This window comes from Enterococcus sp. AZ197, from assembly GCF_050556405.1.
In the GTDB taxonomy this organism is placed as follows: domain Bacteria; phylum Bacillota; class Bacilli; order Lactobacillales; family Enterococcaceae; genus Enterococcus; species Enterococcus faecalis.
On the sequence record NZ_CP187873.1, the window covers coordinates 2566750 to 2584927 of the forward strand.

Sequence of the window (18178 nt, forward strand, 5' to 3'; positions counted from 1 at the left end):
CTTATCCTTGGTTTTGGATATACTTTTCTAGCTCTTCAATCCCTTGACGTAAACGTTCTTCCGAAATCTCAATAGGAATTAAATGAACCTTTTCTTTTGAATCAATAAATTGAACCATTGCATCGAGTACTGCTTCTTCTTCTGGGTAAAGGCCCATTTGTCGTAACGACATGGGCAAGTTTAGCTCTTGATAAAAGGGGATTAATGCGTCTATGATGGCCCACCTTTTTTCCAATGCTAATTGATAGAAGATGCCGTAAGCTACTTTTTCGCCATGTAAATAGTCATGACTTTTTGGTAAAAATTTACTCATAGCATCATGCATGGCGTGTGCTGCTGCATTGCGGGCGTATTTGTCGCCGAAGCCGCCGACTAATCCAGAAACAGCGAAAACAATTTCTGAAAGATGGACAAATTCAGGCGTGAGTTTGCCCTCATCCATCGCTGCTAAGGCTGCTTTTGAGTCCCGCATAATCGCTTCTTGCGAAAGCTTGGCGGTCGCTCCCGCTAATTGTAAAAAGGGTTCCCCTTGCAAATGGGCTTGGCGTAAAATAGTCTCTGATTCATACCATTTCGCTAACGTATCAGCTAAACCAGCGACAAAATAATCACGGGGTGCATCCAGAAGCAACTTAGGATCGGTGATTAAAAACGCAGCTTGGCGAAAGAAATGTTCCGTTTTGCCTTCGGCCGCGCCATTTTCTTGATACATCACAGCTAACGGTGTCCACGGCGCACAGTTACTAGCCAAAGTAGGGACCAAGCCAAAATTCAGATTGTTTAAATGGGCGCTGTAGCCCACTAAATCGGCTAACTTACCGCCGCCGACTCCCAGAAGAAAGTCAATCTGGTGTTCCTTTATTTGCTTTGAAATTTGTTCGGCGCCAAAATAACTACATTCTCCTGTGTAAGTGTGATAGAAGAATTGATACTCTGAATCTGCCAAGAAGGGCAAAAATGGCTGAGCTTTTTCAAAGGATACGGTGCCATGCACCACCAAAATTCGTTGGGCGTGATATTCCTTGAAAAGTGACGGCACCGAAGCTAAGGCGCCTTCGTGGTAACGATAAAATTGCGGTCCAACTTTCACTTTTAAATCAGTTAACATGCTCCTCCTCCTTCTTAACTAACGTAACGACTGACTTCTTGCACTGCCCGTTGAGGTAAAATACCTTGCACCACGTCTTCCACATCTTGCACGCATTTTTCTCCCATCGCTTGCAGGCATTCCATGGTATAAGCGGAGGTGTGCGGCGTCATTACTACATTTTCAAACGCAAGATAAGGATGATTTTTCCGACCTGGTTCCTCTTCTAAAACATCTGTCCCAAGCCCAGCAATTTTGCCCGATTGTAAGCCGACAATCATGGCTTCTTCATCAATCAAGGCGCCTCGTGCGCTATTGGAAAGATAGACGCCGTCTTTCATCTTGGCAATTTCCGCCGAGCCAATCATGTGATAACTTTCTTCAGTTAAATTGGCACATAAACAAATGATGTCAGCTGAAGCTAGCAACGTATCTAAGTCTACTTTTTTGGCTCCATAACTTTGCAGATAAGTGGCGGATTTATAGGGATCATACGCTAACACGTCACAGCGAAATCCGTTTCGTAACGTCTCAACGACACAACTTCCTGTGTTCCCAACACCAATGACACCCACAGTTTTGTTAAATAACGTCCGACCGACAAAATTCGCTCGTTTTTCCCATTGATCTGCTTTAACGCTGGCATCTGCAGCCACGGTTTGCCGTAAAACAGCTAGTAAATTTGTGACATTGTTTTCCGCCACGGCATCTCGTTCTACTAAAGCTGGGATGATGGAAATAATTGTGTCATGCTGTTTTGCAGCGTCTAAATCGATGTTGTTATACCCAATGCCGTGGCGAGAAATCAGCAACAATTCATCTTTATGTTCAAAAAATTCTTTCGTGAAAAATGGCGTCACGCTAGCAATAATAATCGTATATCCTTGTAAACGTTCCGCTAACTCTTTGCCACCAATTTCACTGTCGACTGTAAAATGCTTCACGGTGCCTATTTTTTCTAAGCGCGTCAAGTGTTCAGGAAAAATTTGACCAAAACTACTGGAATTCACTATGGCAATTTTTTGTTTTTTTAACATGACTAAACTCCTTTACTGACTTTTTACGACTTCATGCCCGCCAAATCCTTGTCGCAAAGAAGCGACCACTTTGTTTGAAAAATGATTTGCTAGCATACTTTCATTTCGAGTAAATAAGGACAACGCCGTAGTTGGGACGGGCATCTCCAAACGCAATGCTTCTTCAATCATCCATTTGGCTTCGCCATTTGCTGCAACTTTCCCTTCTAAATTGGCTAACGTAGGATTTTCCGCAAAAACCTCTTTCGCTAAGCCCATCAAGCGAGCTTCAATAATCGAGCCGTGATTCCACACATCGGCTACTTTCTCCAACGCAAAATCATATTCGGCAGCTTCTAATAAATTGAATCCTTCGCCCATGGCTTGCATCATGACGTACTCAATCCCGTTATGCACCATTTTCAAATAGTGACCAGCTCCTGATTTCCCAGCATAAAGATACCCTTGTTCACAAGCTAAATCTTCAAAAAATGGGGTTAACACCTTGACAGCTTCAGGCGCACCGCCAACCATTAAACACGCTCCTTCCCGCGCTCCTTTGATGCCACCAGAAGTACCACAATCAATAAAATAAATTCCTTTTTCCTCAGCAAGCTGAGCATTCGCAACACTATCATGAAAATTTGAATTGCCACTATCCACAATGATATCCTCTGGTGCTAATTGCTCTACCAATTCTGCCACTAATTGATTGGTAATCTGACCAGCGGGGGTACTTAAAAAAATCACCCTCCTTTTGTTAAGCGCTTTCAATAGTTCCGGCAACGAATCTACAACGGAAAGCCCCTGCTCTCTAGCAGTCGCTCTTGCTTCCTTTGTCACATCAAAGCCAATAATGGGCCAGCCTTGTTCGTGAACATTTAATGCCATGTTCAAACCCATTTTCCCAAGTCCAATAAAGCCAATGTCCATTTTTCTTTCACCTGCCTCTTTTGATACTTCAATCATAAAGGATAAAAAAAATAATGTAAACGATTACACTAATTAAAAAATATTTTTTATTTTTTAGCAAAAATCTTGCCTACTCAAAAGGTAAAACGTTTTTATTTTTAAGGAGCTTTCATACAAAAAACACAAGTAAATCTCTTGGTATCACGTTCTTTTTACTGGCTACTTTCTTTAGTTGAGAGAAGTCTTTTCAAGACCCCTTCATTTTTCAGAAAAAAGATTATTTATTTTTTTTTTGGCTTTTTTAAAGAATTTCTTTTTTGTGGAGAAAAAGAGAAATTGTATTTGTCCTCTTTTTCCACTATAATCAGTCTATACCAACAATGAAAAGGCATTCATTTTATTTTAAAAAAAATAAGATTGGAGGAACGTGTTAATGAAAAACCACTATTTGGATCAACGGATTCGGATCAAAAAACCGAATTTGAGCCTCACAGAAAAGAAAATTTCCGATTACTTTGTTCATTCTGAATCATTATTGACACAAATGACGTTAGAAAGTCTTGCCAACGAAATTGGCGTCTCCCAATCTTCCGTGTATCAATTTGTAAAAAAGATTGGCTATTCTGGGTTCCAAGAATTTAAAATTGATATCGCCAGGAATTCTAATTATCAGCCGACTTTTCAAAACGTCAATAGCGTGAATGGCGCCGATGATATTTCACCAGATGATGATAGTATTACCATTGCTAAAAAAGTCTTACAAGCCAATATTTATTCCCTCAGTAACGCCACACAGTTCTTAACAAAGGAGCTGTTAGATAACGTGTTGGCTTTGATGTACTCTGCTAAAACGCTTCACTTTTTTGGGCAAGGCGGCTCCTCGATTGTGGCTTTTGATAGTTTCCATAAATTCATTCGGACCAACTATCGGTGCAACTATATTTTTGATTACCACATGCAGTTAAGTTTTGTCACAAAATTAACCAGTGAAGATTGCGTGTTTATTTTTTCCCATTCAGGCAAAACCAAAGAATCAATCAACCTAGCACGACAAGTTAAAAAAACCAACGCAAAAATGATTACGTTAACTGGTAACAGCGGTTCAGAATTGGCAGGCTTGTCCGACGAAGCAATTATTGTCGTCACCGAAGAAGGCTTGTTTCGTGCGGAATCCTTGGCTTCACGGATTAGTTACTTAACGGTAATGGATATTTTATATACAAATACGATGTATCACAATTTTGATCAAAATGCCGATTCCTTGAAAAAAATCCGTGATAACATTAGCACGACTAAGACAGATCCGCATTATTTGTCGTAAAGATCTGAATGGTGCTTATTTTTGTAATATCGGTCCTCGCAAATTGGCTTTATACCGTGACTCTACATTTTATGAAGCAAGTGAACTACCATGGAGGTATTTAAAAAGCGGCCAATTTTTTGGTCGCTTTTTATCTTGTGGGTAAAAATAAGTTGGAAAAAAGAACTTGGGGGTTATGTCCAAGTTCTTTCTAAATCTTAAGACAATTAGTTAAATGCATGTGTTGTCTTAGCTTCATTTTAAGTTTGCTTATTTCGTTCATTCCGTTACTTTAAATTGTTCGGATACATATTTAGCGTAAGTTTTATGTTTACTTACTAGCTCATCATGTTTTCCTGAACCAGTTACTTTCCCTTTTTCAACAAAGTAAATGCTATCCGCATCAACAATTGTCGACAATCTATGGGCAATAACCAATGTCGTTCGGCCCTTCATTAAATTAGACAATGCCTCTTGGACCTTCATCTCAGATTCTGAATCTAGGCTAGCAGTAGCTTCATCTAACATTAAAATCTTGGGATTCCGCAAGAATGCACGAGCAATTGCAATACGCTGTCTTTGTCCTCCAGAAATTTTAACGCCACGTTCACCGACTTCCGTATTCAATTTATCTGGCATTTCTTCTACAAATTTTCGCGCATATGCTAGTTCCAAGACATCCCATAGTTGTTCATCTGAGAAGTTTTCTGCTAAGCCATACGTTAGATTATCTCTGATTGTCCCTGCCATAATCGCAGAATCCTGTGATACAAAGCCGATTTGACGACGATAATCTGATAATTTGATATCTTTTATGTCAATATCTCCAAATTTAATTTGTCCTTCTGTAGGTTCATAAAACCTTTCAATTAAACTAAAAATCGTCGATTTCCCGCCACCTGATGGGCCTGCAAAAGCAATTACTTGGTTTGGCTGAGCAGTAAAAGAAATGTCTGTTAAGATAGGTTCCTCTGGTGCATCTTCATAAGAAAATTTTACATTTTTAACTGATAAAGTCTTTTCCGATAAATCAATATCTTGTCCACTTTCAAAGTCTTCAGGTTCTCTAGATAACAATTCTTGCACTCGTCGCGTTGATCCTGCTGCTTTAGCTACTTCAGAAAATAACGTCGCAATGATTGGCATGGCACCAATAAGATTAAATAGATACATTAAGAAACTCATCAATGTTCCGATTGTCATCACACCAATGGCAATTCGATGCATCCCATATGCTAATAGCCCAAATACCATGCTCATAAAGACCATCATCATAATTGGTTGCATAGATGCATCAAATATTGCTTCTTTTTTCCCTACATTAAATAACCGATCCACTTCATTTGCAGCACGAACCTGCGCCTGAGATTCAGCATTAGAAGTTTTGACTAAACGAATTTCACTCAACGTTTCAGTAGCAAGTCCGTTAAATTGACTCATAGCATCTTGGCGAATGTGACTAACTTTTGAACCAAATGCCATTACTGGAATCATACAAAGGATTACAACAGGAACAGCAATTACCATAGCAAGCGACATATGCCAATCCATTTTAATCATCATATATACCGTACCAATAACTGTAATCACACTGGCAACTGTTTGAGGAAAAGTAACGGCTAACAATTGCTTAACTTGATTAGTATCATTTACGACCCGGCTGGATATTTCACCCGCTTTAACAGAGTCAAAATAAGAAACTTTTAGAATAGTTAATTTATTCCATAAGCGTTTACGCATATTTTGGATGACATTTTCACCAAAAATACCTAAAATTGTCCCTCCTAATGCAGAAACGAGTGCTGAAAATATAAATAATCCAACAACTTTACCTAATAAACTATAATCTACCCCCTTTTGAAAATTATTGACTAAACTTGAAGCAAGTTTTGGAACGTACACTTGGATACTAGAAGAAATCACAAGAAATATCATCCCAATGCCAAGCAGTAAATAGTTAGGCTCTGTCATCTTGATTAAGCCTAAAAATTCTTTAAACGAAAATTTTGTTTTATCTGCTCGGATAGAATCATGACTATTTTTGCCGCCTCCACCTACTGCCATTATCTTCTCCGACCTCTCTTCCATCCTTCAAAGCCACCGTATTCACCATTGAATTCACCAAATCTACCAAAGCCATCATGTCCCATCATCTGTTCTCTAGCTCTACCATATCTAGCTGATATTTTTCTGAAATGTTCCCAATTTTTATCGTCGCCAAAAATTGTTTCAATTTTATCTAAAAATTCTTCACTAGAAATATTCTTTTCTATACGTTCTAAATAATTATTTAAAGACTCTAGTTCCTCCTCTGAAAAGCCCTTAAACATTTCTTCATTAAATCCATTGGAAATATTTCCTTGAGTACTTAAACTTTCTCGTCCCTTATCGGTCAATACAACGAATGTGACCCGAGCATCTGATTCATTTTTGACTCGTTTAACTGCTTTAACAGACTCTAATTTTTTTATGATTTGTGTCACACTAGAAGGTTTTATATCTAAATATTCAGCGATTCTTCCAGCTGTTACATTTTCTTCAGAAGCAAGCAATTTTAACGTTTCAAAAGTGTTATCTGGTTTCTCCTCTATGCTAGAAGCAAAGATTAAGTAAGGTTGTTGAGCAATTTTTAATAGTTTATTTAAAATATCTGTTTTTTTCATAATTTCCTCCAAAAAATTTATTTAGTTTATATATAAGCTAACGAACTAAATAGTAATCTATTTAGTTTACTTTGTCAACAACAAACTAATTATTTGTATGTAGATATAACCAAAATGAAAAATAGCATACAGAAACTGCCGATTTGTTTTATCGATTCATCTGTTCCTCTACTTAAAAATCTATTTGCCGATTCAATCATGAATACTAAAAAAACGCTTGGCACAAGCCAAGCGTTTTGATTCTCTCTTTACATCGAACCTTTAAAAACATCTTTATTCTTAGCAAAATAATCAACACCAGAGTAAATGGTGAAAATCAAGCAGGCATATAGCATGATTTGATCTAGTGGTAGATGAAGTGCTGAAAATGGAATGTTGTTAATGAATAGTAAAATAATTGCAACCATTTGGGTAGCTGTTTTTACTTTTCCTGGCCAAGCTGCTGCCATTACTTCGCCATGTTCGACTAATAACAACCGTAAACCAGTTACTGCCAATTCACGACAAACAATAATTGCTACAATCCAAGCAGGTACTTTGCCTTGACCAACTAAGACGATAAAAGCGGTCATCACTAGCATTTTGTCCGCTAATGGGTCCGCAAATTTTCCGAAGTTCGTCACCAAGCCTTGCGCACGGGCAATTTTGCCATCCAACCAGTCTGTAAAACTAGCAACTGCAAAAATAATCGCGCCCACTAATTGGGTAACGGCTAACGTTGTGTCGCCAAAACTAATCGTTCCCCAGTCCATTGGCACCGATACAATAATAATAAAAATCGGAATCATAAATATTCTTAAAACTGTTAATTTATTTGGTAAATTCACTTCAATTGCCCCTTCCTTCTCCTGTTCTATTTTACGTTATCTTGCTGGCAGTGTCACGAAAAAAAGAAAAGAATCTGGAATAATTGCCGTTTGACCGTTTATTCAGAAATATTCTTGCCTTTTTTTAGAAAGAGCTGGTAATAGCCTAAACCGAAATCAATCATTCCAATCAATGTGATACTGTCTAAAAATTTAGAACCATAGATAAAGTAGAAATACAGTTGTAAGCCAACAATCAAGAAGCCCATGACCAACAGAGCGATTGAAAATATAGTGATAAGATTAAATTTTTTATTAACTATTTTAAGCATTGATACCCCCTTCTCTCTTGAATTATTATTGTCGTCTTTTTAACCATTCGCTGTTAATTATAAAAGAAAAGAATCTGGAATAATTGCCGTTTGACAGTTTATCCAGATTCTTCTTACACCATTTCTAACGATACGTAATCCCTAATGTAACATCCTTACGAATTAAAACTGGCGTTTTTTCCAGTGTTAAATCGGCGCCATCGACTTGAATGGCGACGTTATTTGAGGCGCCTAGAATCAGTGTTGCATTGGCGGCATTCGCAGGTAAAGCTGTTGTTTGGGTCTCTCCTGCTTGCAGGGTGTGTTGGTACGTATAGTTGCCATCGACCATCACGCCAATCCAGCAAGAGCCTTCAGTGCCTTTAAAGGTAATGTTGATTGGACTATTCGCATCTTTAACCGTTGCAGTCACTTGATTGTTAGCATCGCTCACCACAGCCACAGCTGTTTTCTTCTCTGGTTCGCTTGAAGAAGACGGCGGTGTACTACTTTGTGTGCTACTTTCTGGGGCTTGACTTGATTCTTTGGGTTTTTCCACACTGGCACTAGTTGCCGGTGTTTGAATAATCGGTTCGGCTTTTTGATCTTGCCACATAATGTACAGCACCACGACCGCAATGGCTAAACCAATTAACGAAAAGGCAATGGCTGGTAAGTTCCGCAGTAACCAACTGGATTGCTTTTCTTCGTCATGCAATTGCTTACGTGATCCTTCAAGCTCTTCATACACTGGCTTGGGTTCTTCGACAATTGCTGGTTCTTTGCCATCATAGATATCTACCAATTGATTGCCATCTAAGCCGACCGCACTTGCATATTGGCGGATAAACGCCCGCACATAAAAGGTGCCTGGTAAGGACTCAAAATCGTTTTGTTCAATAATTTCTAAATATCTTTTTTGAATTTTTGTCATTTGTTGCAGTTCATCAATTGAGATGTTCTTCTGCAATCTTGCTTCTTTTAGTGTTTCTCCAATATTTACGCTGGCCACTCGTCCATCTTCTCCAGTCTATTTTGTTAATTTATCGATTGTCTCATCAGTCTTTTTCAATTGCCAAGGAAAACATTCCCGTCCTTTAAGAATACCACAAAAGAAGCCAACTGAGGATAACAAAATTGAAAGATTTCAAAGATTTTTCTTTTTCTTAAACAGTTGGTTTATTGCTCGGTTTCTCCTTTAGGATACATGTAGAAACGGCTCAATCCTTCTTCACGAATCAAGGTCTCTGCTACTTGGCGGACGTCGGCTAATTGAATACTTTCAATGACTTCAATCTTATCAAACAGCGTGGTTTCCCCAAACAATGATTGTGAAAATTGGTTGGCGATATACTCTAAAGAGTTTAAGGATTGGAAGTATTTACCAATCATTTTTTTCTTCAATAAGGACAAATTTTCTTCCGTTAATTCTGGACTTGTTGTGGCAGATAATAAAATAGCTTCAATTCGTTCTGCTAAGACTTCTGGTTGCTCACTATCGCCGCCAATATCCGCAAAATGGAAACTGCGATCTAAATTAAAGTCATAACTAAAACTATCATCTAACAAGCCTTCATCATAAAGAGCTAAATAGTTTTGAGAGGTATTACCAAACAATAATTGTAACAACAAGTTGACGGTGACTTGATATTTCATTAAGTCACGACCCGTTGTTGGCACTTCATCTAAGCCTTTCAAACCAACAAGCACTTTTGCCCGTGTGACTGCCATTTCAATGGCGCTCTCTTTGACAATGTCAGCAGCTGTTTCTTCAGGGAAATGCCGACGAATAGGTTGGGCGGCAGGAAACTCTTTCGCCGCTTGATTTTCGCGAATGAAGGCCATTAACGCTTCAGGGTCCATTTTCCCTACCACGAATAAGGTCATATTACTTGGATGATAAAACGTATTGTAACATGTATACAAATCCTCTGCGGTAATCTCCGCAATACTTGCCACTGTACCGGCAATATCAATATGCAATGGATGTTTCGGATAAAGGTTGCCTAAAATCCCAAAGAACAAGCGCCAGTTAGGATCATCTAAATACATTTGAATTTCTTGTCCAATGATGCCTTTTTCTTTTTCGACCGTTTCCTTCGTAAAATACGGCGATTGCACAAAATCAAGCAACGTTTCTAGATTTTGTGTCACTTGATCCGTCGTTGAAAACAAATAACTCGTCTTCGTAAAACTGGTAAAGGCATTCGCTGAAGCCCCTTGTTGCCCAAATTTTTGGAAGACATCGCCATCTTCTTTTTCAAACATTTTATGTTCTAAAAAGTGGGCGATTCCGTCAGGTACTTCAATCATTTCCTCTTGACCAATTGGCACGAACGTATTGTCAATGGAACCATAATCGGTCGTAAACAAGCCATACGTTTTTTGGAAATCATTTTTCGGTAATAGGTAAACCTTTAACCCATTCGCCAGTGTTTCTGTATACAATGTTTCTTTAATTTGTGCATAGTCTTTTTTAATCATTTTCCGTTTCTCCTTCCAAAAAGAAGATCGCTTGAAGTTCCAAACGTTTGGCTACTTCTTGGATTTCTGGAATAGTCACGGCATTGATCCGCGCAATCCATTCCTCCGCCGTTAGCATCGTCTGCGGCATTAATTGGTTCAAGTATTCTTTTTCCAGCCACGCGCCTGCATTATCTAACGCTAAGATATACTGATTTTTTAACATTGCTTTCGTTTGTTCAATTTCTAATTCGCTAATCTTACCTAAGCGAATATTTTCCAATTCTGTCGAAATCAAACGCAAGACCTGATTCCGATTTTTGCCATCGATTCCTGTTTGAACCGTCATGAAGCCACGGAAAGTGTCGATACTACTAGAAGCATAATACGCTAAATGCTCTTTTTCACGGACATTCATAAATAATTTAGAATGCGGGAAACCGCCAAAAATCCCATTAAACACTTGCAACGCAAAATAATAGCTATCGCCATAATAAATATCCGTGTTGTAAGCCAAGTTTAATTTCGATTGGGCTAACACCTCACGCTCGGTCCGCTCTTCAATCACGTTGCGAATTGGTTGATTGTAGAAAATCGCGGCTTTGCCTTCTTCACGAGGCGTAAACGGTAATTGCTTGAATAACGGCACTAGCTCCGCCTCATTGACATCGCCTAAAACAAAAATATCCACTTGATCTTCCGCCAGCATTTTTTGATAATACGCTGCTAATGACGCCGCTGTTTCCTCAGCTAACGCCGCAACGGTCCCGAAACTAGGGATTTTTTGATCCTCCGATTGATTAAAATAGACACTTTGAAGCGCCAAAGAAGCATAGGTTTGCTTATCCTCCACAATACTTTCCAAGTACGCTTTCAAGTTCTCTTTTTCCCGTTGGAAGGTTTCCGCCTCAAATTGACCTGCTTGAATATTGGGGGCAAAAATAATTTCCTTCAAAAAGTCCACCGCTTCGGCGAGAACCTGACTATCCTGTAAATAATGATCATTGACAATGTTCATAGAAATATTAAACCAATGTTGATTGCCTTTTTTGGAAACGCCAATCCCAAAGCTGGCGCCGTAAAGTTCCGCCAAACGCTCACTTAACTTGACTTGATTCGGGTAATTCAAGCTGTTGGTTTCCATCAAACTGGACAACAGCGTTCTTTTTGTAATGGTTTCATGATTTAATCGTGTATTAAAGCGGACTAAAAGACGCACCGTTTTATATTTTTCTGTAGGAATGACGTGTAAATTCACGCCTTTAACTAATTGAACAGACATTGCCGCATCGCTCCTTCATTTGCTTCATCTTACCTAAAGAATGCTGTGAAATATATGTATCGCGTAAATTCTAAAGCATTTTTTAATGTTTTTTCCAATAGCTCCATTATAACACAGCTTCAGGTGCTTTCTGAATGATAAGAGTTTTTCAGTTCAAATTTTCAAGAAGATTCGGTATACTGTTTTTAAAGTGAGGAGGGAAAAAAGAATGATTAAAGAATTTAAAGAGTTTATCATGCGCGGGAGTGTCTTAGACCTAGCCGTTGGTGTTGTCATTGGTAGTGCGTTTACAGCGATTGTGACACAAGTGGTGGAAGGCTTGATTACCCCGTTAATTAGTCTGATTTTTGTCTTGACGACTGGGAAAAAGAGTGCCGACGATGCATTGGGTGCCCTTGTTTATAAAGTCGAAGGCGTTGAATTCAATATTGGTAGCGTGATTAGTGCACTTATTACATTTTTAATTACGGCCTTCGTCCTCTTCTTGATTGTCAAAGCGGCCAACAAAATGAAAAACCGCGGCAAAAAAGAAGAAGCGGCAGAAGAAGAAGTGGTACCAACGAGCGAAGATTACTTAAAAGAAATTCGCGACTTGCTAGCGGCGCAAACACCGCCTGCTGAAACTGTCAAAACAGACAGCACCGTCACAGAGAAATAAGCAAAAAGTCATCCTGAGGGGATGACTTTTTTGTTTGGACTTAGATTGATGGTCCTGCGACGAGGTTCCAGGTGATGTTGCCTGTGTAGGCTCCTGCTTTGATTTGTTGATACGGTGTAGTAACATTTAACGTCATATTATCAATACGTCCCAACCAAGTTCCCTGACCCTTACCAACAGTAGCATTTATTAATGTAGTAGCACCACCACCAATTGTCATGTTTGTCCCAATAAAGCTAGGTGCTGTTGGATCATCAGTAATGTTCATTCCATTTTGACTAGCCATTCCCCCATATAAACCCGAGCTAACATTGAACACAGCATAATACGGTGTCATTCCAAATTTAAACTCTCCATCTAATTTGTCTGCCCCGTTCTTCATTTCTGCTATTTCGCCCGTTACATGCCAGCCTTCTTTTGTTCCTCGTAAATCCCCCACCATTACAGATCGTGGGCTAGTTTGAGGTGAAACTGATTTAATAGACGTTAAATCTTCGCCAATTTTTACTGGAGAAAAATCAAAACTTCTTGGAATGGCTAATAAATCAAAATCTGTATTTGGTTTCGTTGGATCTGGATCTACACTTCCACCAGTATTATCCCCTTGATCTGGCAATGTTCCTCCGCCAAACTCCACCTGCACAGGCGTATTCCCTGTCGTCACCGCCTGTGCTGAAAGTGGTGCCAAACTTGCGCCAACTACGGCGCTACCAACCAATAAACTTGCCATTATTTTCTTTTTCATCTATGTACGCTCCTTTGTTTTCAATTCGTCTATAAAGTACAGAACAGCAAAAGTGACGACTGCTGTTCTGTACTTGATTCTTTCAATCTTTGTATTTAGATAGATGGTCCTGCGACGAGGTTCCAGGTGATGTTCCCTGTGTAGTTCCCTGCTTTGATATTGTTCGCTGAAGTGGTGATATTTAAAGAGGTACTAAACATTGTAAACTTCCATAGTCCTTGCCCTTTTCCTGCTGTTGCATTAGCTATAAGAACGGCTTCGCCACCTAAAGGCAGCGACCAATTTCTTGCATTAATAACTTCGGGTTTAGCTACTGGGTCGGCAAGATTAGCAGTTTTAGAAGTATACGTGTTAGTTTCCGCATCATAGTCTAATGAATACAAATTAATTGTACTATTTGTAATACTGCCTTCCAAACTCTCATCGCCGAGCTTCATACCCATCGATTGAGCAGTCAGATGCCACCCTTCTTTAGTTCCCCGCATATCCCCTACGCCAATTGCTTCAGCCTCTCCAGCAGCCTGAGTGATATCTGTATCTTTTTTATTAGGAATCGGTTGAGTTAAATCATCAGAAATCGATAGTGTTCCAAAATCAAATTCTCTGGGAATAAACAGTAAATCAAAATTGCTATTTGTAGCGCCTGGATCTGGCCTCACAGTGTTTCCATCTCCATTACCATCTGGCAAACTTCCCCCTTCAAATCCCACAGATACAGGCGTATTCCCTGTCGTTACAGCCTGTGCCGAAAGGGGAGCCAAACTTGCGCCAACTACGGTACTACCAACCAATAAACTTGCCATTATTTTCTTTTTCATATGTACATCTCCTTTAACATCTTGAATTCCCAGTGCGCCCTAGGTGTTTCTTCGGTGCTACTGAAGCTATGGCTTTATTATACAAGATTCCCCCTTGTCTGTGATTTTAAATATTGAACAGTTCTTGCAAAAAAACAACATTTCCTTTAAAAGCAACGTTTCCCCTTAGTTTAAAGGCTTTTTTTCAACACTTATTGATATTTTTGGCTGTTATTTAATGGTTTTTCCGAAAAAATGCTTTAATAAACAACGAGAAAACGTCACAAAGTAGAGGTCAAACTCTAACTTTGTGACGTTTTCTCCTAAAATCTTATACATTTATTCGCAGTTACAGCGAAAAAACCGTAATTTTTTATTTAATGACAGCCGTTTTTATATTTGTTCGTCACTAAGACTTACAATTTACGGCGACGAGCGAATTCCACAAACTTAAATTTGTTTAAGCGGTGACGAGATTCCGTATAGCCAAAACAGCGGGTATCTTCCAAGTTCATGATACTGCGGACCACGACAACATGATTGCCTTCCACTTCACCAATCAGCTGCTTGTCCATCTCTGTGAGCGGTTCCACGGTAATTTCTTTCTGGGCGTAACTAATCGCCAAGCCAAGGTCGTTTTCAAGATAATCGAAAATCGAATCTTCGGCACGGTGTTTCGGCAGTTCTGGGACAATCTCTTTAATCAAGTAATCAATATCTAAAATATCGACTTCCCCTTCAATCTCCCGTTGCCGAACTAAGCGCCACACAGGGGCCCCTTCCCTCCAACCAGTCAACTGAGCCAAGTTGCGCTCCACAGGAATTTCTTCTAAGGAAACCACATGAGTATGACTTTCAATATGTTGCGTTTGTTGTAACTCCTTGTAACTGGTCACCCCTGAAATAGGAAAATTAAACTTTTTAAAGTTGAGCACAATCGAGCCTTTGCCTTGTTTTTTCTGAATGTAGCCAGCGTTAATTAGTAAATTCAAGGCTTTCCGAATTGTTTCACGGGAAACATTGTAGGTTTCCACTAATTGATTTTCACTAGGTAATAAATCGCCTGGCTGATAGTCGCCTTGGACAATTTGTTGTTCTAATTCTAAAAATATGTCATGAAACTTGTTCATGCCGATCCTCCTCTACCAACAATTTCTTTTCTAAAAGCATAGCATATTCCCTCCGAAAAACCTAGAGCTGGTCAGAAAAATCCCCCGCACTTTCTGCCTTGCTTACGCCACAAACTCCCCCAGCCAAACCACTGCTTGACCGCCTTTTTTTCGGACCCAGCGTAGTCTGTTGCTGCCCCCTTCTGGAAAAGTTTTCCCAAGAATCTGGGGAAAATCCTTGTAATTCTGATTCGTTCATACTATACTGTAGTCAAACACAACATGTCTATACAAGTTTACGAGGAGGCGCCAAACATGACCATTTTAGAATTAACATTCGCAACGAACCAACTAACGACGACTTTTTTTAACCATAAATTGGAACCGCTTCACCAAAAAACGTTCCCTTTTGAAGCCTTGACTATCGAAGAAACGGTTCCTGAGCTGTGCCAATTGATTTTGGCAGAGGCTACGCCGATTCTGGGGGGGATTGTGGCTGATTTTCCAGCGGATTTCTTTTCGCCAGAGGAAACGTTGGCGCTGGTTCCGCAAGCGGTGATTCAAGCATTCGCGGAACAGTTGAACACGCCACTTTTAACGGCAGCCGAACAAGCGGCGGCACCGAATCTGCTGGCAGCATTTGAAGAAAAACGGCAGTATTTGGCTTGGCATTTAGATTATTATGGCTACGTGCCTGGGAAAAATGAATATGCGGTGGAGTCCCTGTTAACTGTCGGCAATGGCTTTTTAGGCTTGCGCGGCACGACACCTGAGATGACGATTTCTGATGATCATTATCCAGCAACCTACATTGCGGGGCTTTATAATACAGCGGCTTCGGAAGTTGCGGGTCAAGTAGTGGAAAATGAAGATTTCGTCAATGCTCCTGACAACCAACACATCGCTTTAAAAATTGGCGATGCCACTGACTGGTTAACGATTTCCCCAGACACGCTACAACAATTACACCGTCAATTGAACTTGAAAACGGGATTGTTTGTCGCAGAAATGATTTTGAAAGATGCGGACAATCAGCAAATTAAATTAACGACGAAAAAAATCGCCAATATGGCACAGCCGAATGACTATCATCTGCAATATACGTTTGAGCCGTTAAACTTTTCGGCCCCGATTACTTTGAAAACCGTCACGGATGGCAGTGTCTACAACTATAACGTGGCGCGGTATCGTAACTTAACAGCCAAACATTTTCAGGTGACAGCATTAAGCGCGCAGGAAAACAAAACCGTGATTGAGGTTTGTACCAATCAATCCAACTTAAGCGTCCGAGAAACGGCCTTGATAACTGGTGATTTTTTTGAAAAAGAAGCGATTACGATTCAAGAAGAAGCGGAAAAAATCGCCCAAGTGGTGACCGTGATGGCGCACCAAGGAACGCGCTATACGCTAGAAAAACAAGTCTTTGTGCAAGCCAGCCACGCCGAACAAAGTTGGCAAGTACCGTTTACGCCGAGGGACTCTTTTGCGGCCGCCGCTCAGGAAAGCGCCCGCGCTTGGCAAACCCTTTGGCAACAAGCCAACATTACCGTGACAGGCGATTTGATGTCTCAAAAACTTTTACGGATTCACAGTTATCACTTGCTGGCTTCGGCTTCGCCTTTTAGTAACCAAGCCCAAGCATTGGACGTCTCGATTACCGCCCGAGGCTTGCATGGTGAAGCGTATCGTGGACATATTTTCTGGGATGAAATTTTTATTTTACCTTTTTATATTCAACATTATCCTGACACAGCGAAACAATTGTTGCTGTATCGTTACCACCGATTAGAGAAAGCGAAGGAAAATGCGGCGGCCAGCCAGTATCGTGGCGCAATGTATCCGTGGCAATCAGGGCGTGATGGGCGTGAAACCACGCAAAAACTTCACTTAAATCCGTTGAATGGACATTGGGGCGAAGATCATAGTATTCTGCAACGACATGTGTCCTTAGCGATTGCTTACAATGCTTGGTTGTATTGGCATAGTACACAGGATCATGAATTTATGAAACAATATGGCGGCGAAATGTTGTTAGAAATCGCTCAATTTTGGAACAGCGCTGCGACGTTAGATGACGCAACAGGACGGTTCTTTATTGATAAAGTGATGGGACCTGATGAGTTTCACGAGGGCTATCCAGACCAAGCGGAAAGCGGCTTGAAAAACAACGCCTATACGAATTTGATGGTGGTTTGGCTATTCGAAGAATTAACCAACATTTTGGCACTTTTCTCTGAGGAAGAACAGGCACAACTTTTTGCCAAAACGCAGACCTCTTCGGCTGATCTAGCCCGCATGCAGCAAATTCAAAATTCACTGGAAATTGAAGTTAATTCTGACGGTATTATTGCGCAATATGAAGGGTATTTCGGCTTAAAAGAGATTGACTGGGCGGCGATGAAAGAGAAATACGGCAATATTTACCGCATGGATCGAATTTTAAAAGCCGAAGGGGAATCTCCCGATGATTACAAAGTGGCGAAACAAGCCGACACGTTAATGTTGTTCTACAACTTAGACAAAACTCGGGTGGATCAAATTTTAGAAGATTTAGGGTATCAATTGCCTGCGGATTATTTGGAAAAAAATCTTTTATATTATCTAAAACGGACGTCTCATGGTTCGACTTTGTCACGAATTGTTCATGCCCAATTGGCAGAAATGGCGCAATTCCATGAGCTATCTTGGCAACTTTATCAAGAAGCGTTGTATTCCGATTATCGTGACATTCAAGGTGGCACGACCGCTGAAGGGATTCATACAGGGGTCATGGCTGCGACGATCCACGTTACTTTAGCAACGTATGCAGGCGTTGACACGCGCCAGAACGAGTTATCAATTTGTCCAAACTTACCTGAACATTGGCAAGCGCTGGCGTTCCAGTTTATTCATCAAGGCGTGACGTATCAATTTTCATTAACACAAACCAGTGTCACGATTACAGCAGATAAAGACACACAATTATTGGTTCAGGGCGCGTTGATTCCGTTAACCGCCGAACGACCAAAAGAAGTACATTATCAATAAAG

General features: G+C 40.1%; 16 protein-coding genes. 3 read left to right on the forward strand and 13 right to left on the reverse strand.

The features are described from left to right. Position 1 precedes the first annotated feature (1 nt). Genes IGK82_RS12375 through gnd form a run of 3 tightly spaced genes read right to left on the reverse strand, consistent with a single transcriptional unit; the run spans position 2 to position 3072 of the window. Positions 2 to 1108 (reverse strand): iron-containing alcohol dehydrogenase family protein, encoded by a 1107-nt coding sequence (locus tag IGK82_RS12375; RefSeq protein ID WP_002410646.1) that lies wholly within the window; start codon positions 1106 to 1108, stop codon positions 2 to 4. 14 nt (positions 1109 to 1122) lie between these two features. Then, positions 1123 to 2124 carry a D-isomer specific 2-hydroxyacid dehydrogenase family protein gene (locus tag IGK82_RS12380; RefSeq protein ID WP_016622584.1) on the reverse strand — a complete coding sequence of 334 codons (1002 nt, stop codon included), beginning with the start codon at positions 2122 to 2124 and terminating at the stop codon, positions 1123 to 1125. A 12-nt stretch (positions 2125 to 2136) separates the two neighbouring features. Then, entirely contained in the window at positions 2137 to 3072 is a 936-nt protein-coding gene (gene gnd, locus IGK82_RS12385) for a phosphogluconate dehydrogenase (NAD(+)-dependent, decarboxylating) (protein ID WP_016619094.1), read from the reverse strand. A gap of 376 nt (positions 3073 to 3448) precedes the next feature. On the opposite strand from gnd, the gene IGK82_RS12390 reads away from it, so the two are divergent. Next, positions 3449 to 4336 carry a MurR/RpiR family transcriptional regulator gene (locus IGK82_RS12390; RefSeq protein ID WP_002383224.1) on the forward strand — a complete coding sequence of 296 codons (888 nt, stop codon included), beginning with the start codon at positions 3449 to 3451 and terminating at the stop codon, positions 4334 to 4336. Between the two features lie 258 nt (positions 4337 to 4594). On the opposite strand, the gene IGK82_RS12395 is transcribed toward IGK82_RS12390, so the two are convergent. The 7 genes from IGK82_RS12395 to yfmF form a co-directional block, all read right to left on the reverse strand. Continuing rightward, complete coding sequence (locus IGK82_RS12395) at positions 4595 to 6379, reverse strand: ABC transporter ATP-binding protein (protein ID WP_002370114.1); 1785 nt, start codon at positions 6377 to 6379, stop codon at positions 4595 to 4597. Continuing rightward, positions 6379 to 6978: a MarR family winged helix-turn-helix transcriptional regulator gene (locus IGK82_RS12400; RefSeq protein WP_002359022.1), complete on the reverse strand. Its 600-nt coding sequence runs from the start codon at positions 6976 to 6978 to the stop codon at positions 6379 to 6381. The genes IGK82_RS12395 and IGK82_RS12400 overlap by 1 nt, the downstream gene beginning before the upstream one ends. A 248-nt stretch (positions 6979 to 7226) precedes the next feature. Then, positions 7227 to 7805: a CDP-diacylglycerol--glycerol-3-phosphate 3-phosphatidyltransferase gene (gene pgsA / locus IGK82_RS12405; protein ID WP_002365382.1), complete on the reverse strand. Its 579-nt coding sequence runs from the start codon at positions 7803 to 7805 to the stop codon at positions 7227 to 7229. A gap of 98 nt (positions 7806 to 7903) precedes the next feature. Further along, complete coding sequence (locus IGK82_RS12410) at positions 7904 to 8116, reverse strand: hypothetical protein (RefSeq protein WP_023894764.1); 213 nt, start codon at positions 8114 to 8116, stop codon at positions 7904 to 7906. Between the two features lie 124 nt (positions 8117 to 8240). Then, a complete protein-coding gene (locus IGK82_RS12415) occupies positions 8241 to 9107 on the reverse strand; it encodes a RodZ domain-containing protein (protein WP_002359020.1) in 867 nt (288 codons plus the stop codon). Between the two features lie 167 nt (positions 9108 to 9274). Beyond that, positions 9275 to 10579, reverse strand: coding sequence for an EF-P 5-aminopentanol modification-associated protein YfmH (yfmH, locus tag IGK82_RS12420; RefSeq protein WP_002354885.1), 1305 nt, complete (start codon positions 10577 to 10579; stop codon positions 9275 to 9277). Next, positions 10572 to 11840, reverse strand: a complete 1269-nt coding sequence (gene yfmF, locus IGK82_RS12425; protein WP_016622583.1) for an EF-P 5-aminopentanol modification-associated protein YfmF — start codon at positions 11838 to 11840, stop codon at positions 10572 to 10574. The genes yfmH and yfmF overlap by 8 nt, the downstream gene beginning before the upstream one ends. 208 nt (positions 11841 to 12048) lie before the next feature. Here yfmF and mscL point away from each other — a divergent pair, with 208 nt between their 5' ends. Next, positions 12049 to 12498: a large conductance mechanosensitive channel protein MscL gene (mscL, locus tag IGK82_RS12430; protein WP_002359018.1), complete on the forward strand. Its 450-nt coding sequence runs from the start codon at positions 12049 to 12051 to the stop codon at positions 12496 to 12498. Positions 12499 to 12538: 40 nt separating this feature from the next. On the opposite strand, the gene IGK82_RS12435 is transcribed toward mscL, so the two are convergent. The 3 genes from IGK82_RS12435 to treR form a co-directional block, all read right to left on the reverse strand. Further along, the gene (locus IGK82_RS12435; RefSeq protein WP_047648973.1) at positions 12539 to 13243 is read right to left on the reverse strand and encodes a WxL domain-containing protein; all 705 of its coding nucleotides are present in this window, start codon (positions 13241 to 13243) and stop codon (positions 12539 to 12541) included. Between the two features lie 95 nt (positions 13244 to 13338). Then, positions 13339 to 14061, reverse strand: coding sequence for a WxL domain-containing protein (locus IGK82_RS12440; protein WP_016622581.1), 723 nt, complete (start codon positions 14059 to 14061; stop codon positions 13339 to 13341). A 395-nt stretch (positions 14062 to 14456) separates the two neighbouring features. Next, a complete protein-coding gene (gene treR, locus IGK82_RS12445) occupies positions 14457 to 15170 on the reverse strand; it encodes a trehalose operon repressor (protein ID WP_002367455.1) in 714 nt (237 codons plus the stop codon). A gap of 261 nt (positions 15171 to 15431) precedes the next feature. Between treR and IGK82_RS12450 the strand changes: the two genes are divergently transcribed. Further along, complete coding sequence (locus tag IGK82_RS12450; RefSeq protein ID WP_016622580.1) at positions 15432 to 18176, forward strand: glycoside hydrolase family 65 protein; 2745 nt, start codon at positions 15432 to 15434, stop codon at positions 18174 to 18176. The last annotated feature ends 2 nt before the right edge of the window (positions 18177 to 18178 follow it).

Bases quoted from the DNA above. Each gene is read 5' to 3' on its own strand.
- IGK82_RS12375 (WP_002410646.1), bottom strand. From the start codon at position 1,108: ATGTTAACTGATTTAAAAGTGAAAGTTGGACCGCAATTTTATCGTTAC.
- IGK82_RS12380 (WP_016622584.1), bottom strand. From the start codon at position 2,124: ATGTTAAAAAAACAAAAAATTGCCATAGTGAATTCCAGTAGTTTTGGT.
- gnd (WP_016619094.1), bottom strand. From the start codon at position 3,072: ATGATTGAAGTATCAAAAGAGGCAGGTGAAAGAAAAATGGACATTGGC.
- IGK82_RS12390 (WP_002383224.1), top strand. From the start codon at position 3,449: ATGAAAAACCACTATTTGGATCAACGGATTCGGATCAAAAAACCGAAT.
- IGK82_RS12395 (WP_002370114.1), bottom strand. From the start codon at position 6,379: ATGGCAGTAGGTGGAGGCGGCAAAAATAGTCATGATTCTATCCGAGCA.
- IGK82_RS12400 (WP_002359022.1), bottom strand. From the start codon at position 6,978: ATGAAAAAAACAGATATTTTAAATAAACTATTAAAAATTGCTCAACAA.
- IGK82_RS12410 (WP_023894764.1), bottom strand. From the start codon at position 8,116: ATGCTTAAAATAGTTAATAAAAAATTTAATCTTATCACTATATTTTCA.
- yfmH (WP_002354885.1), bottom strand. From the start codon at position 10,579: ATGATTAAAAAAGACTATGCACAAATTAAAGAAACATTGTATACAGAA.
- yfmF (WP_016622583.1), bottom strand. From the start codon at position 11,840: ATGTCTGTTCAATTAGTTAAAGGCGTGAATTTACACGTCATTCCTACA.
- mscL (WP_002359018.1), top strand. From the start codon at position 12,049: ATGATTAAAGAATTTAAAGAGTTTATCATGCGCGGGAGTGTCTTAGAC.
- IGK82_RS12435 (WP_047648973.1), bottom strand. From the start codon at position 13,243: ATGAAAAAGAAAATAATGGCAAGTTTATTGGTTGGTAGCGCCGTAGTT.
- IGK82_RS12440 (WP_016622581.1), bottom strand. From the start codon at position 14,061: ATGAAAAAGAAAATAATGGCAAGTTTATTGGTTGGTAGTACCGTAGTT.
- treR (WP_002367455.1), bottom strand. From the start codon at position 15,170: ATGAACAAGTTTCATGACATATTTTTAGAATTAGAACAACAAATTGTC.
- IGK82_RS12450 (WP_016622580.1), top strand. From the start codon at position 15,432: ATGTCTATACAAGTTTACGAGGAGGCGCCAAACATGACCATTTTAGAA.